Annotated in this window: 14 protein-coding genes; 13 read left to right on the plus strand and 1 reads right to left on the minus strand. The window is 72.0% G+C overall.

Annotated features, from left to right (window positions below):
* Positions 1-140: 140 nt before the first annotated feature.
* The 13 genes from pyrR (at position 141) to HNR02_RS22135 (ending at position 14688) form a co-directional block, all read left to right on the plus strand.
* The gene (pyrR, locus tag HNR02_RS22075; protein WP_179775029.1) at positions 141-731 is read left to right on the plus strand and encodes a bifunctional pyr operon transcriptional regulator/uracil phosphoribosyltransferase PyrR; all 591 of its coding nucleotides are present in this window, start codon (positions 141-143) and stop codon (positions 729-731) included.
* A complete protein-coding gene (locus tag HNR02_RS22080; RefSeq protein ID WP_179775030.1) occupies positions 728-1660 on the plus strand; it encodes an aspartate carbamoyltransferase catalytic subunit in 933 nt (310 codons plus the stop codon). Before pyrR ends, HNR02_RS22080 begins: the two co-directional genes overlap by 4 nt.
* Entirely contained in the window at positions 1657-2946 is a 1290-nt protein-coding gene (locus HNR02_RS22085) for a dihydroorotase (protein WP_179775031.1), read from the plus strand. Before HNR02_RS22080 ends, HNR02_RS22085 begins: the two co-directional genes overlap by 4 nt.
* Positions 2946-3452: a PH-like domain-containing protein gene (locus HNR02_RS22090; RefSeq protein ID WP_179775032.1), complete on the plus strand. Its 507-nt coding sequence runs from the start codon at positions 2946-2948 to the stop codon at positions 3450-3452. Before HNR02_RS22085 ends, HNR02_RS22090 begins: the two co-directional genes overlap by 1 nt.
* Entirely contained in the window at positions 3449-4579 is a 1131-nt protein-coding gene (gene carA / locus HNR02_RS22095) for a glutamine-hydrolyzing carbamoyl-phosphate synthase small subunit (RefSeq protein ID WP_179775033.1), read from the plus strand. The genes HNR02_RS22090 and carA overlap by 4 nt, the downstream gene beginning before the upstream one ends.
* Positions 4579-7908 (plus strand): carbamoyl-phosphate synthase large subunit, encoded by a 3330-nt coding sequence (carB, locus tag HNR02_RS22100; protein ID WP_179775034.1) that lies wholly within the window; start codon positions 4579-4581, stop codon positions 7906-7908. The genes carA and carB overlap by 1 nt, the downstream gene beginning before the upstream one ends.
* Positions 7905-8714: an orotidine-5'-phosphate decarboxylase gene (pyrF, locus tag HNR02_RS22105; protein WP_179775035.1), complete on the plus strand. Its 810-nt coding sequence runs from the start codon at positions 7905-7907 to the stop codon at positions 8712-8714. The genes carB and pyrF overlap by 4 nt, the downstream gene beginning before the upstream one ends.
* A gap of 118 nt (positions 8715-8832) precedes the next feature.
* Positions 8833-9150, plus strand: a complete 318-nt coding sequence (mihF, locus tag HNR02_RS22110) for an integration host factor, actinobacterial type (protein WP_017983071.1) — start codon at positions 8833-8835, stop codon at positions 9148-9150.
* Positions 9147-9824, plus strand: coding sequence for a guanylate kinase (gene gmk / locus HNR02_RS22115; protein ID WP_179775036.1), 678 nt, complete (start codon positions 9147-9149; stop codon positions 9822-9824). Before mihF ends, gmk begins: the two co-directional genes overlap by 4 nt.
* Positions 9825-9828: 4 nt before the next feature.
* A complete protein-coding gene (rpoZ, locus tag HNR02_RS22120) occupies positions 9829-10101 on the plus strand; it encodes a DNA-directed RNA polymerase subunit omega (RefSeq protein WP_179775037.1) in 273 nt (90 codons plus the stop codon).
* Positions 10094-11314, plus strand: coding sequence for a bifunctional phosphopantothenoylcysteine decarboxylase/phosphopantothenate--cysteine ligase CoaBC (gene coaBC, locus HNR02_RS22125; RefSeq protein WP_179775038.1), 1221 nt, complete (start codon positions 10094-10096; stop codon positions 11312-11314). Before rpoZ ends, coaBC begins: the two co-directional genes overlap by 8 nt.
* 58 nt (positions 11315-11372) lie before the next feature.
* A complete protein-coding gene (gene metK / locus HNR02_RS22130) occupies positions 11373-12575 on the plus strand; it encodes a methionine adenosyltransferase (RefSeq protein WP_179775039.1) in 1203 nt (400 codons plus the stop codon).
* 43 nt (positions 12576-12618) lie between these two features.
* Entirely contained in the window at positions 12619-14688 is a 2070-nt protein-coding gene (locus HNR02_RS22135; RefSeq protein ID WP_179775040.1) for a primosomal protein N', read from the plus strand.
* Here HNR02_RS22135 and HNR02_RS22140 read toward each other — a convergent pair.
* Positions 14685-15218, minus strand: coding sequence for a hypothetical protein (locus HNR02_RS22140; RefSeq protein ID WP_179775041.1), 534 nt, complete (start codon positions 15216-15218; stop codon positions 14685-14687). The two genes, HNR02_RS22135 and HNR02_RS22140, sit on opposite strands and share 4 nt — an antisense overlap.
* Positions 15219-15284 lie beyond the last annotated feature (66 nt).

Genomic DNA, 15284 nt, shown 5'->3' on the forward strand with positions numbered 1-15284 from the left:
CCAGGTCAAGAACATGATGCCTCTCGCACCACCCGGACGGCTGAACGGCATCGCCTGTTAGCATCGGGGAGGTTTCCTCGGCAAGCAGGAGATCGACGTCCTTTAAGGACCCGTCCGGTGAGGCGGGGAAGGAGTCCGCTGTGGCGTCACGCCCTCGTGACGCGGCAGCACCAGGTGGCGAGCGTGAGCTGCTCTCCGCCGGTGATGTCGCGCGCACCATCGCCCGGATGGCCCACCAGGTCATCGAGAAGACCGCCCTCGGCGGCGGCCCGGGCGCACCACCCGTTCTCCTGGGCATCCCGACCCGGGGCACCTCGCTGGCCACGCGGCTGGCCGAGCGCGTCGCCGAGTTCTCCGGCGTCGAACCGCCCACCGGGGCCCTGGACATCACCCTCTACCGCGACGACCTGCGCCGCCGTCCCACGCGGCCGCTCGCGGACACCTCCCTGCCCGACACCGGTATCGACGACCGTGTCGTCATCCTGGTCGACGACGTGCTGTTCTCCGGCCGGACCGTGCGCGCGGCGCTGGACGCCCTGCGCGACCACGGCCGTCCGCGCGCCGTGCAGCTGGCCGTCCTGGTCGACCGCGGGCACCGCGAGTTCCCGATCCGGGCCGATTACGTGGGCAAGAACATCCCGACCGCCCGCGCCGAGGACGTCGCCGTCCTGCTGTCCGAAGTGGATGGGCGCGACGCGGTGCTGCTGCGCGAGGGGGAAGCGAAGGCATGAAGCACCTGCTGGCCACCGAAGGCCTCGACCCCGACCTGGCGACCGCGGTGCTGGACACCGCCGACGGTCTCAAGCGCACGCTGCTCGGCCGCGAGGTCCGCAAGCTGCCGACGTTGCGCGGCCGCACCGTCATCACCATGTTCTACGAGAACTCCACCCGGACCAGGGTCTCCTTCGAGATCGCCGGGAAGTGGATGAGCGCCGACGTGGTGAACGTCTCCGCCGGCGGCAGCTCGGTCGGCAAGGGGGAGTCGCTGCGGGACACCGCGCTGACCCTGTCCGCCGCGGGCGCCGACTGCGTCATCGTCCGCCACCCGGCCTCGGGCGCGGCGCAGCGCCTGGCCGGCTGGCTGGAGGGCACCGGCACCTCGGTCGTCAACGCGGGCGACGGTATGCACGAGCACCCCACGCAGGCGCTGCTCGACGCGGCCACCCTGCGGGAACGGCTCGGCGGCATCAAGGACCGGCGGGTCGCCATCGTCGGCGACGTGCTGCACAGCCGGGTCGCTCGCTCCAACATCCACCTGCTGTCCGCGCTCGGCGCCGAAGTGGTGCTGATCGCCCCGCCGACGCTGCTGCCCGCCGGGGCCGGTGCGCTGCCGGTGACCGTGTCGCACGACCTGGACGCCGAACTGCCCGCCCTGGACGCCGTGATGATGTTGCGGGTGCAGGCCGAGCGGATGCACGGCGGGTTCTTCCCGTCGGCCCGCGAGTACTCGATCGCCTACGGCCTGAACGAGGCGCGGACGCGGCTGCTGCCCGAACACGCGGTGGTGCTGCACCCCGGCCCGATGCTGCGCGGCATGGAGATCTCCTCCGCGGTCGCCGACGCGCCGTCCGCGGCGATCACCGAACAGGTCCGCAACGGGGTGCACGTGCGGATGGCCGTCCTGTACCACCTGCTGGCCGGAGAGGAAGACGCGAAGTGAACCAGGTACTGATCAAGGGCGCCCGGCTCTACGGCGAGGGCGACCCGGTGGACGTCCTGGTCACCGGCGGCACCATCGCCGAGGTCGGCGAGGTCGACGTGCCCGAGGGCGCCGAAGTCATCGAGGCGGCGGGCCAGGTGCTGCTGCCCGGCTTCGTCGACCTGCACACCCACCTGCGTGAACCGGGCCGCGAGGACACCGAGACGATCGAGACCGGCTCGGCCGCCGCCGCGGTCGGCGGGTACACCGCCGTCTTCGCGATGGCCAACACCGACCCGGTCGCCGACAACTCGGTGATCGTCGAGCACGTGTGGCGCCGGGGCCGCGAGACCGGCCTGGTCGACGTGCACCCGGTCGGCGCCGTGACCGTCGGCCTCAAGGGCGAGCGGCTGGCCGAGCTGGGCACCATGGCGAAGTCGGCGGCGGGCGTGCGGGTGTTCTCCGACGACGGCCACTGCGTGCACGATCCGCTCATCATGCGCCGCGCGCTGGAGTACTCGACCGCGCTGGACGTGGTGATCGCGCAGCACGCCGAGGAGCCGCGGCTGACCGTCGGCGCGCAGGCCCACGAGGGCGAGCAGGCATCGCGGCTGGGCTACGCGGGATGGCCCGCCTCGGCCGAGGAGTCGATCGTCGCGCGCGACTGCATCCTCGCCCGGCACGCCGGTGCGCGCCTGCACGTGTGCCACGTCTCGACCGCCGGGACCGCCGATGTGCTGCGCTGGGCGAAGGATCGAGGCACCCGCGTCTCCGCCGAGGTCACCCCGCACCACCTGCTGCTCACCGACGAGCGCCTGGACACCTACGACCCGGTGAACAAGGTCAACCCGCCGCTGCGGGGAGGCACCGACGTGGAGAAGCTGCGCGCCGCGCTGGCCGAGGGCGTCATCGACTGCGTCGCCACCGACCACGCCCCGCACGCGCCGCAGGACAAGGACTGCGAGTGGGCGGCGGCCCGGCCCGGCATGCTCGGCCTGCAGACCGCGCTGTCCGTCGTCGCCGCGACCATGGTCGAAACCGGACTCCTGGACTGGCGCGGCGTGGCGAAGGTCATGAGCGAGCGCCCCGCCGAGATCGCCGGGCTGCCCGACCAGGGACGGCCGCTCGCCGTGGGCGAACCCGCCAACCTCGCGCTGGTCGACCCGGGCGCACAATGGACCGTGCGGGGGGCGGAGCTGGCCAGCCTCGCCGCCAACACCCCGTACGAGGGAATGCGGTTGCCCGCCGTGGTGACCGCGACGCTGCTGCGCGGGCGCGTGACGGCCCGCGAAGGGAAGATCTGCTGATGGACCGGTTGCTGCTCACCCTGCTGGTGTTCGCCTGCTTCCTGCTCGGCCTGTGGGCCATGCGACGAAGCTGGCGGCGGCGCGCCCGGTCGCAGAGCGCCGTGCTGCCGCCGTTCCCGCGGACCCCGGAAGAGCCCGGCGCCGAGGTGCTGCCGGAGACCAAGGGCCTGTACGTGAGCACCACCACGGCAGGCGACTGGCAGGACCGGATCGTCACGCGCGGGGTCGGCCTGCGCGGACGGGCGGTGCTGCGGCTCTACCCGTCCGGCGTCGAGATCGACCGGGCGGGCGCGCCCGGGTTCTTCATCCCCCGTGAGTCCATTGTGGAGGTCAAACGCGCGAGCGGGATCGCCGGGAAGGTGATGGGTACCGACAGCCTCATCGTCATCACCTGGCGTCTCGGCGAGAAGGAGCTGGACACCGGCTTCCGCGGCGACGACCTCGACGTCTATCCACAGTGGATCAAAAGCTTGTCGGAACGAGAGATCAAGGGAGGAGCCCAGTGACCGTGGGCACCAGGACACCGGCCGCATTGGTGCTGGAGGACGGGCGGGTGTTCCGCGGATCGGCCTACGGCGCCCAGGGTCGCACGCTGGGCGAGGCCGTGTTCTGTACCGGCATGACCGGCTACCAGGAGACGCTGACCGATCCGTCCTACCACCGTCAGATCGTGGTGCAGACCGCGCCGCAGATCGGCAACACCGGCTGGAACGACGAGGACGACGAGTCCGCCCGCATCTGGGTGTCCGGCTACGTCGTGCGCGACCCGGCCCGTACCCCGTCGAACTGGCGGTCCCGCCGCACCCTGGACGACGAGCTGGCACGCCAGGGCGTCGTCGGCATCAGCGGCGTCGACACCCGCACCCTGACCCGCCACCTGCGTGAGCAGGGCGCGATGCGCGCCGGGGTGTTCTCCGGCGACGCGCTGGACACCGACGAGGCGATGGTCGGGCAGGTGCTCGCGAGCCCGCCGATGAAGGGTGCCGACCTGGCGGGCGAGGTCACCACGGCCAAGCCGTACGTCGTGGCGCCCGAGGGTGAGCGCCGCTTCCGCGTCGCCGCGCTGGACCTGGGCATCAAATCCAACACCCCGCGCCAGATGAGCCGCCGCGGCATCGAGCTGCACGTGCTGCCCTCGACGAGCTCGGTGGAGGAGCTGCTGGCGGTCGAACCGGACGGGGTGTTCCTGTCCAACGGCCCCGGTGACCCGGCCACGCAGGACCACGCGGTCGCGCTGACCGAGGAGGCGCTGCGCCGCGAGATCCCGCTGTTCGGCATCTGCTTCGGCAACCAGGTCCTCGGCCGCGCGCTGGGGCTGGGCACCTACAAGATGCGCTACGGCCACCGGGGCATCAACATCCCGGTGATCGACGTGGAGACCCGGCGGGTGGCGATCACCGCGCAGAACCACGGCTTCGCCCTCGAAGGCGAGCCCGGTCAGCGGTTCGAGTCGCCCTTCGGGGCCGCCCGGATCAGCCACTACTGCCCGAACGACGACACCGTCGAGGGCGTGCGCTGCGCCGACGTGCCCGCGTTTTCGGTGCAGTACCACCCCGAGGCGGCCGCCGGACCGCACGATGCGGCGCCGCTGTTCGACGAGTTCGTGACCCTGATGGAGAAGAAGAGCCGCTGATGCCGAAACGTACAGACATCGAGCACGTGCTCGTCATCGGTTCCGGCCCGATCGTGATCGGCCAGGCCGCCGAGTTCGACTACTCGGGTACCCAGGCCTGCCGGGTGCTGCGCGCGGAGGGCCTGCGGGTCAGCCTCGTGAACTCCAACCCGGCCACGATCATGACCGATCCGGAGTTCGCCGACTCGACCTACATCGAGCCGGTCACGCCGGACTTCGTCGAGAAGGTCATCGCGCACGAACAAGCACAGGGCCGCCCGGTCGACACGCTTCTGGCCACGCTCGGCGGGCAGACCGCGTTGAACACGGCCGTCGCCCTGCACGAGCGCGGCGTGCTGGAGAAGTACGGCGTCGAGCTGATCGGCGCCGACATCGACGCGATCCAGCGCGGCGAGGACCGGCAGAAGTTCAAGGACATCGTCCGCACCATCGGCGGCGAGGTGCCGCGCAGCAAGGTGTGCCACTCGATGGACGAGGTCCGCGAGACGGTCGCCGACCTGGGCCTGCCGGTCGTCATCCGGCCCTCGTTCACGATGGGCGGTCTCGGCTCGGGCATGGCGCACACCGACGAGGAGCTGGAGCGGCTGGCCTCGATCGGGCTGTCCGAGTCGCCGGTCACCGAGGTGCTCATCGAGGAGAGCGTGCTCGGGTGGAAGGAGTACGAGCTCGAGCTGATGCGCGACCGCCACGACAACGTGGTGGTCATCTGCTCCATCGAGAACGTCGACGCGATGGGCGTGCACACCGGTGACTCGGTGACCGTCGCCCCCGCGATGACCCTGACCGACCGCGAGTACCAGCACATGCGCGACGTCGGCATCGCGGTGCTGCGCGAGGTCGGCGTCGACACCGGCGGCTGCAACATCCAGTTCGCGATCAACCCGCGGGACGGCCGCATGGTCGTCATCGAGATGAACCCGCGCGTGTCCCGTTCCAGTGCGCTCGCGTCGAAGGCCACCGGCTTCCCGATCGCCAAGATCGCCGCGAAGCTGGCCATCGGGTACTCGCTCGACGAGATCCGCAACGACATCACCGGTGAGACGCCGGCCTCGTTCGAGCCGACGCTGGACTACGTCGTGGTCAAGGTGCCGCGCTTCGCGTTCGAGAAGTTCCCCGGCGCCGACCCGATGCTGACCACCACGATGAAGAGCGTCGGCGAGGCGATGGCACTGGGCCGCAGCTTCCCGGAGGCGCTGGGCAAGGCGCTGCGCTCGATCGACACCAAGGCGTCCGGGTTCTGGACCACCCCGGATCCCGAGGGCGCCACGCTGGAGAACACCCTGGAAGCGCTGCGCACCCCGCACGACGGCCGCCTCTACGCGGTCGAGCGGGCCCTGCGCCTGGGCGCGACCGTCCAGCAGGTGCACGAGGCCAGCGGCATCGACCCGTGGTTCATCGACCAGATCGCGCTGATCGGCGAGGTCGGGGCCGAGGTGCGCGACGCCGCCGTGCTGGACGCGCCGCTGCTGCGCGAGGCCAAGCGCGTCGGCCTGTCCGACCAGCAGATCGCCGCGCTGCGGCCGGAGCTGGCCGGTGAGGACGGTGTGCGGGCCCTGCGCCACCGCCTGTCGGTGCGCCCGGTGTTCAAGACGGTGGACACCTGCGCCGCCGAGTTCGCCGCGAAGACGCCGTACCACTACTCGGCCTACGAGTCCGACCCCGCGGCGGAATCCGAGGTCACGCCGCAGCCGGACAAGCCCAAGGTGCTGATCCTGGGCTCCGGCCCGAACCGCATCGGCCAGGGCATCGAGTTCGACTACTCGTGCGTGCACGCCGCCCTGGCGCTGCGTGAAGCCGGGTTCGAGGCCGTCATGGTCAACTGCAACCCGGAGACGGTGTCGACCGACTACGACACCTCCGACCGCCTCTACTTCGAGCCGTTGACGTTCGAGGACGTGCTGGAGGTCGTCTACTCCGAGCAGGGCTCGGGCACCGTGGCCGGCGTGATCGTGCAGCTCGGCGGTCAGACCCCGCTCAAGCTGGCGCAGCGCCTGGCCGACGCGGGCGTGCCGATCGTGGGCACCTCGCCGGAGGCGATCAACCTGGCCGAGGACCGCGGCGCGTTCGGTGACGTGCTGATGGGCGCGAACCTGCCCGCCCCGAAGTACGGCACCGCCACCTCGTTCGAGGGCGCCAAGCGGATCGCCGACGAGATCGGCTACCCGGTGCTGGTGCGGCCCTCCTACGTGCTCGGCGGGCGCGGTATGGAGATCGTCTACGACGAGGACTCGCTGGGCGGCTACATCCAGCGCGCCACCGAGGTCACGCCCGAGCACCCGGTGCTGGTCGACCGCTTCCTCGACGACGCGATCGAGATCGACGTGGACGCCCTGTTCGACGGCGAGGAGCTCTACCTCGGCGGCGTCATGGAGCACATCGAGGAGGCCGGTATCCACTCCGGCGACTCCTCGTGCGCGTTGCCGCCGATCACGCTCGGCCGCCAGGACGTCGAGGCGGTGCGCGCCTCGACCGAGGCGATCGCCCGTGGCGTCGGCGTGCGTGGCCTGCTCAACGTGCAGTACGCGCTCAAGGACGACGTGCTCTACGTCCTGGAGGCCAACCCGCGCGCCAGCCGCACCGTGCCGTTCGTGTCGAAGGCGACCGGTGTGCAGCTGGCCAAGGCGGCGTCGCTGGTCATGACCGGATCCACGATCAAGGACCTGCGCGGCCGCGGTGTCCTGCCCGCCGAGGGCGACGGCGGCCACCTGCCCGCCGACGCGCCGGTCGCGGTCAAGGAGGCGGTTCTGCCCTTCCACCGCTTCCGCACGCCGGAGGGCAAGGGCGTCGACTCGCTGCTCGGGCCGGAGATGAAGTCCACCGGCGAGGTGATGGGCGTGGACACCTCGTTCGGTGAGGCGTTCGCGAAGTCCCAGGCCGGGGCCTACGGGTCGCTGCCGACCTCGGGCAAGGTGTTCGTCTCGGTCGCCAACCGCGACAAGCGGGCGCTGGTGTTCCCGGTCAAGCGGCTGGCCGACCTCGGGTTCGAGATCCTCGCGACCTCCGGTACCGCCGAGGTGCTGCGCCGCAACGGCATCGCCAGCACGGTCGTGCGCAAGTACTCCGAGGGGAGCGCGCCGGACGAGCCGAACGTGGTCGAGGTGATCGCCGCCGGGGGAGTGGACATGGTGATCAACACCCCGTACGGCAACAGCGGGCCGCGCGTCGACGGCTACGAGATCCGCACCGCGGCGGTGTCGCGGGACATCCCGTGCATCACCACGGTGCAGGGCGCCGCGGCGGCCGTGCACGGCATCGAAGCGCTCATCCGGGGCGACATCGGCGTCCGGTCGCTGCAGGACCTGCAGGCGGCGCTGCGGGCCCGGTCGTGACCGGCTTCGGCGCCCGTCTGGTGGAGGCGATCGCCGCGCGCGGGAATCTGTGCGCGGGGATCGACCCCCACCCCGGGCTGCTCGACGCGTGGGGCCTGGACCGCGACCCCGGCGGGCTGGAGAAGTTCGCCCTCGCGGCGGTTGACGTGCTGGCCCAGGAGGTGTCCGTCGTCAAGCCCCAGTCGGCCTTCTTCGAGGCTTTCGGGGCCCCCGGCGTGGCCGTGCTGGGCCGGGTGATCGAGCAGGCCCGCGACCGCGGCGCGCTCGTCCTGCTGGACGTCAAACGGGGCGACATCGGGTCGACGATGGCTGCCTACGCGGCCGCCTACCTCGGTGACCAGGCGCCGCTGCGGGCCGACGCGGTCACCGTCTCGCCCTACCTCGGGTTCGGCTCGCTGGCGCCCGCGCTGGGCGCTGGTGAGGGCCTGTTCGTGCTCGCCCGCACCTCCAATCCGGAGGCGGCTGGACTGCAGAACGCGTTGCTGGACAACGGAAAGACCGTCGCCCAGTCGATTGTGGACGAAGCGGCGCGGTGCAACGCCGGTGCCGCCTCGCTCGGCGACGTCGGCGTGGTCGTGGGGGCCACCGTTCAGCCCGGCGAGCTCGACCTCGCCGGGCTGAACGGTCCCGTCCTGGCCCCCGGTTTCGGGGCGCAGGGAGCGACCGTGGACGATCTCCGCCGCTTGTTCGGGCCGGACCTGCCCGGGGTGCTGCCCGCGTCGTCCAGGGACCTTCTCAGGCACGGTCCGGACCCGGTGGCGCTGCGTGACGCGGTGCGCCGGACCCAGGCGATCCTGACCGGATGACGCCAATATCAGGTCCCTGTCCCGGAACCGAGCGACCACCCCCCGCATTGTGGCCGGTGGCAAGGGGTGGGTACCGTCGCGTCACCCACCCAGAATTTTGAGTACTACGGAGGAAAACGTGGCACTTCCCCAGCTGACCGAGGAACAGCGCAAGGCGGCGCTGGAGAAGGCCGCTGCCGCTCGTCGTGCCCGCGCGGAGCTGAAGGAGCGCCTCAAGCGAGGCGGCACCACGCTCACCGACGTGCTGAAGCAGGCCGACGAGGACGAGGTTCTCGGCAAGATGAAGGTCTCCGCCCTGCTCGAAGCCCTCCCCGGCGTCGGCAAGGTGCGCGCCCAGCAGACCATGGAGCGCCTGGAGATCGCACCGAGCCGGCGGCTGCGCGGCCTTGGTGACCGGCAGCGCAAGGCGCTGCTGGCCGAGTTCAGCGGCGAGTGAGCGACACCGGCAGCGACCGCGTCACCGGGGCCGGCGGGCATGCCGGCCCGGCGTCGCACCGTGAGCCGGCTCAGGGTCAGGCGCGAAGTGGGGCCCGGAGCCGGCTCACGGTCGTCTCCGGCCCGTCCGGCGTCGGCAAGTCCAGCGTGGTCGGCGCGCTGCGCGGGATGGACCCGGACGTCTTCTACAGCGTCTCGGTGACCACCCGCCACCCCCGCCCCGGCGAGGTCGACGGCGTGCATTACCACTTCATCGACCGCGCGGTGTTCGACAAGATGGTCGCCGCGGGCGAACTGCTCGAACACGCCGAGTTCACCGGCAACTGCTACGGCACCCCGCGGGAACCGGTCGAGCGGGCGCTGGCCGAGGGCAGGCCCGCCGTGCTGGAGATCGAGCTGCAGGGGGCGCGGCAGGTCCGCGCCGCCATGCCGGAGGCCCGGCTGGTCATGCTCATGCCCCCGTCCTGGGACGAGCTGGTCGGCAGGCTCACCGGGCGCGGCACCGAGGAGGAGGCCGCGGTGAGCGCCCGCCTCGCGGAGGCGGAGCGCGAACTCGCGGCGGCGGGTGAATTCGACGTGCGGCTGGTGAACGCCGACGTCGGGGAAGCCGCGCGGCAGTTGTTAGACTTGCTGCGGGGAGACCACCGACTTCACGAACAGAACTCAGGAGCTTGAGCGCGTGACCGCATCGACCGGGATTTACGGCGAGGAACTCGAAGGCATCACCAACCCGCCGATCGACGACCTGCTGGCCAAGGTCAGCTCGAAGTACGCGCTGGTGATCTACGCCGCGAAGCGTGCTCGTCAGATCAACGACTACTACGCCCAGCTCGGCGAGGGCCTGCTCGAGTACGTCGGCCCGCTCGTGGAGCCGGGTCCGCGTGAGAAGCCGCTGTCGATCTCGCTGCGCGAGATCCACGCCGGCCTGCTCGAGCACACCGAGGGTGAGTAAACCTCGCGTCGTCCTCGGGGTAGGCGGCGGCATCGCCGCCTACAAGGCCTGTGAGGTGCTGCGCGGGCTGACCGAGTCCGGTCACGACGTCCGCGTGGTGCCCACCGAGGCCGCGCTGAACTTCGTCGGCGCGGCCACCTTCGAGGCGTTGTCCGGTCACCCGGTGCACACGGGCGTGTTCACCGAGGTCGACCAGGTGCAGCACGTCCGCATCGGCAAGGAAGCGGACCTCGTGCTGGTCGTCCCGGCGACCGCGGACCTGCTGGCCCGTGCGGCCCAGGGCCGCGCCGACGACCTGCTCACCGGCACGCTGCTCACCGCGCGCTGCCCGGTCGCGTTCTTCCCGGCGATGCACACCGAGATGTGGGAACACCCGGCGACCCGGGACAACGTGGCGCTGCTGCGGTCCAGGGGCGCCGTGGTCACCGAACCCGCCGCGGGACGGCTGACCGGCGCCGACACCGGCAAGGGACGGCTCACCGACCCGGCCGAGATCGTCGACCTGGCCAGGCTGCTGCTCGCCGCGCCGCGCGCGCTGCCCCGCGACCTCGAAGGCAAACGCGTCGTCGTCTCCGCCGGTGGCACGCGCGAACCGCTGGACCCGGTGCGTTACCTGGGCAACCGCTCGTCCGGCAAGCAGGGGTACGCCCTGGCCCGGGTCGCCGCGCAGCGCGGCGCCGAGGTCACGCTCGTGGCCGGGCACACCGTCGAGCTTCCCGATCCGGCGGGCGCCGAACTGCGCCGCGTGTCGACCGCCGGGGAGATGCGGGAGGCGGTCCGCGAGGCCGCCAAGGAGGCGGACATCGTCGTGATGGCCGCCGCTGTCGCTGATTTTCGCCCCGCGAGCCGGTCCGGTCACAAAATCAAAAAAACCGATGACACCCCCGATCCCGTCATCACACTGTCCCGGAATCCGGACATTCTCGCGGAACTGGTCACGAATCGATCGCCGGGACAGGTCATCATCGGTTTTGCCGCGGAAACCGGGGACGAGCACGGTAGCGTACTCGATCACGGCCGTGCGAAACTGCGGCGCAAAGGCTGTGACCTGCTGGTTCTCAACGCCGTCGGGGATGGCCGGGCGTTCGAGGTCGAGGACAACGCGGGCTGGTTGCTGGCCGCCGACGGCAGCGAGCGGCCTATCCCGCTGGGGTCGAAATCGCAACTGGCGGCCGCGGTGTGGGACGCCGTCGGGGAATTCATCGGGCACTGACCGGTGCGCCTGGGCCGGCGCTCCGGAGGGACAGAAGAGTTGATGGGATGTGAGCGTGGTGACCGCGTCTAATCGCAGGTTGTTCACTTCGGAGTCGGTGACCGAAGGGCACCCGGACAAGATCTGTGACGCCATCAGCGACTCGATCCTGGACGCCCTGCTGGCGAAGGACCCGCGTTCGCGCGTCGCGGTCGAGACGATGATCACGACCGGCCAGGTGCACGTGGCCGGTGAGGTGACCACCGAGGCCTACGCCGACATCCCGACGATCGTGCGCGAGCGGATCCTCGAGATCGGCTACGACTCCTCCGCCAAGGGGTTCGACGGCAACTCCTGCGGCGTCAACGTCGCGATCGGCGCGCAGTCCCCGGACATCGCGCAGGGCGTGGACACCGCCTACGAGTCGCGCGTGGAGAACGCGATCGACGAGATCGACCGGCAGGGCGCGGGCGACCAGGGCCTGATGTTCGGGTACGCGTGCTCGGACACGCCGGAGCTGATGCCGCTGCCGATCGCGCTGGCCCACCGCCTGTCCCGCCGGCTCGCCAGGGTGCGCAAAGACGGCGTGCTGCCCTACCTGCGCCCGGACGGCAAGACCCAGGTCACCATCGAGTACGCGGGCGACCAGCCGGTGCGGCTGGACACCGTCGTGGTGTCCACGCAGCACGCCGAGGGCATCGACCTGGACAGCATGCTCGGCGTCGACGTCCGCGAGCAGGTCGTGCTGCCCGAGCTGAACGAGCTCGACCTCGACCACGGCGACGTGCGGCTGCTGGTCAACCCGACCGGCCGCTTCGTCATCGGCGGCCCGATGGGTGACGCCGGGCTGACCGGCCGCAAGATCATCGTGGACACCTACGGCGGCATGGCCCGTCACGGTGGTGGCGCGTTCTCCGGCAAGGACCCGTCGAAGGTGGACCGCTCCGCGGCCTACGCGATGCGCTGGGTCGCCAAGAACGTCGTCGCCGCGGGGCTGGCCGGGCGGGTCGAGGTGCAGGTCGCGTACGCGATCGGCAAGGCGTCGCCGGTCGGCCTGTTCGTCGAGACCTTCGGCACCGAGACGGTCGACCCGGCCAAGATCCAGACCGCGATCAGCGAGGTGTTCGACCTGCGCCCGGCCGCGATCATCCGCGACCTGGACCTGCTGCACCCGATCTACGCCGCCACCGCCGCGTACGGCCACTTCGGCCGTACCGACGTGAAGCTGCCCTGGGAGAACACCGACCGCTCCGACGCGTTGCGGTCGCTCGCGGGCGCCTGAGTACTTCCGGAACGTGTCGGAGGGGTCTGGTAGAGAACTAGGCGTGACCTCTTCCGACGCGCTCTGGGACCTGCCCGCGCCCGCGCCGCCCAAGCGCGCCGCGGCGAAGCGTCCCGCGTCCCGCAAGGGGCAGCCGAAGCCGGCGGAACACGACCCGGTCGCGCGGATCGTGGTCGACGTTCCGCTGGCGCACCTGGACCGCACGTTCGACTACCAGGTACCGGACAAGCTCGACGCCGACGCGGTGCCCGGCTGCCGGGTGCGGGTGCGGTTCGCGGGGCAGCTCGTCGACGGGTTCCTGATCGAGCGCGCCTCGACCACCGACCACAAGGGGCGGCTGGCGTTCCTGGAACGCGTCACCTCGCCGGAGCCGGTGCTGTCCCCGGAGCTGCACGACGTCGCCCGGCGGGTGGCCGACCGGTACGGCGGCACCCTGATGGACGTGCTGCGGCTGGCGATCCCGCCCCGGCACGCCAAGGCCGAGTCCGAGCCACCGCGCGAGCCGGCGAAGGTCACCGAAGCGCCGTCGTCGCAGGCGTGGCAGCGCTACCAGTTCGGCGAGTCCTTCACCGGAGCGCTCCGGGCGGGCAAGCAGGCGCACGCGGTGTGGCAGGCGCTGCCGGGGGAGGACTGGCCCGCGCGGCTGGCCGAACTGGCGGGGCTGGCCGCGGCTTCCGGGCGGGGTGCGGTGCTGGTGGTGCCCGACCACCGCGACCTGACCCGGGTGCACGAGGCGTGCGTGCGCGTGGCCGGTGCGGGCGCGGTCGTCGCGTTGTCCGCCGACACCGGCCCGGCGGAGCGGTACCGGCGGTGGCTCGCGGTGTCCCGTGGTTCGGTGCCGATCGTGGTCGGCACGCGCGCGGCGATGTTCGCGCCGGTCGCCGACCCCGGGTTGTTCGTGGTGTGGGACGACGGGGACGACCTGCACGTCGACCCGCACATGCCCTACCCGCAGGTGCGGGACGTGCTGGCGTTGCGGGCGCACGCGCAGGGCGCGTCGTTCGTGGCGGGCGGGTTCGCGCGCACGGCCGAGGCGCAGCTGCTGGTCGAGACGCGGTGGGCGCATCCGGTGGCGGGCTCGCGGGACGAGCTGCGGAAGGCCGCGCCGCGGGTGACGCCGGTCGGCGAGGACTTCGACGTGGCGCGCGACGAGGCCGCCCGCGTGGCGCGGCTGCCGTCGGTGGCGTTCGAGGCGGCGCGGCAGGCGTTCACGGCCGGGGCTCCCGTGCTGGTGCAGGTGCCACGGCGCGGTTACGTGCCCGCGCTGGCCTGCGCGCAGTGCCGGGCGCCCGCGCACTGCCGCCGGTGCGCCGGGCCGCTCGGGTTGCCTGGCGGGGCGGGAGCCGACGTGGCGCACGCGCCGAACTGCCGGTGGTGTGGCACCCCGGAGGCGCATTTCCGGTGCCCGGCCTGTGGTTCGGCGCGGTTGCGGGCGGTCGTGGTCGGGGCGAAACGGACCGCGGAGGAGATGGGCCGGGCGTTCCCGGGTGTGCCGGTGCGCACGTCGGGGGCTCGCGAAGTGCTGGCTTCCGTTCCGGCGCGGCCGGCGCTGGTGGTGTCGACGCCCGGGGCCGAGCCGGTCGCCGAGGGCGGGTACGGCGCGGCGCTGCTGCTGGACGGCTGGGCATTGCTGGGGCGGCAGGACCTGCGGGCGGCGGAGGAGACGTTGCGGCGGTGGATGACGGCGGCGGCGCTGGTGCGGCCGTCGTCGGCGGGCGGACGGGTGATCGTCGGCGCGGAGGCGCCGTTGGCCCCGGTGCAGGCGCTGGTGCGGTGGGATCCGGCCTGGCACGCCGAGCGGGAACTGTCCGAGCGCCGCGAGCTGGGTTTCCCGCCGGTCGTGCGGATGGCGAGCGTCGAGGGCACCCCGGAGGCGGTGGCGGCGTTGCTGGCGGAGGCCGGGTTGCCCGGATCGGCCGAGATCCTGGGGCCGGTTCCGCTGACCGAGCCCGACGAGGAGGGCCGTTCCGAACGGGAGCGCGTCCTGATCCGCGTGCCCCGCGGCGAGGCCCGTGCGCTGGCCGCCTGCCTTGGCGCCGCGCAGGCCACGCGGGCCGCGCGCAAGGAGACCGCGACGGTGCGGATCCAGCTCGACCCGCTGGCGCTGATCTAACGCGTCAGCGTGTAGAGCGCGACGGCGAACAGCGCGACCCCGGACAGCACACCGGACACCAGCCCGATCATCGCGGCGCCCGCCCCGGCGAACGCGAGCACGAACCCGGCCACGCCGAGCGCCGTCATCACGCCGCCCAGCGTCAGGAACCTTGCGAGCCGGAATGCCCGCCCCATCGCGAGGAAGTGCACGCCGACGACCACGGCGATCCACGCGACGCCGGCCTCGCCGTGGCCCAGCACGCCGTTGATCACGAACAGCCCGCCGAAGAGCGCCACCACCTCCGCCAGGACGATCCACCGGAACTGGCTGCGGTCGAAGAACGTGGTGCCCGCGCCGCCCTCCGGCTTCCCCCGCCGCGCCAGCAGCACGAACAGCCCTGCCGCCACCACGGCCCCTGCCACCCGGATGGCCACCGGCCACGGCGAGGCCAGCCCGCCGCTGTTGACGAGCACGAACACGAGCCCGAACACGATGGCGACGATCGAGCCGATCGCCTCTCCGGCGCTGATCCTGGATGCGGTGGTCACGGTGATCATCCTGCCCTGCCCGGGTTGAGCGGCGGGGCGGAACGGGGCAAACCGCGGGAAATGCGG

The sequence above is a fragment of the Amycolatopsis endophytica genome, assembly GCF_013410405.1.
Taxonomy (GTDB): domain Bacteria; phylum Actinomycetota; class Actinomycetes; order Mycobacteriales; family Pseudonocardiaceae; genus Amycolatopsis_E; species Amycolatopsis_E endophytica.

What these genes read in the sequence shown, in the direction of transcription:
- HNR02_RS22080 (WP_179775030.1), top strand. Translation starts at nt 728, where the DNA reads ATGAAGCACCTGCTGGCCACCGAAGGCCTCGACCCCGACCTGGCGACC.
- carB (WP_179775034.1), top strand. Translation starts at nt 4,579, where the DNA reads ATGCCGAAACGTACAGACATCGAGCACGTGCTCGTCATCGGTTCCGGC.
- HNR02_RS22090 (WP_179775032.1), top strand. Translation starts at nt 2,946, where the DNA reads ATGGACCGGTTGCTGCTCACCCTGCTGGTGTTCGCCTGCTTCCTGCTC.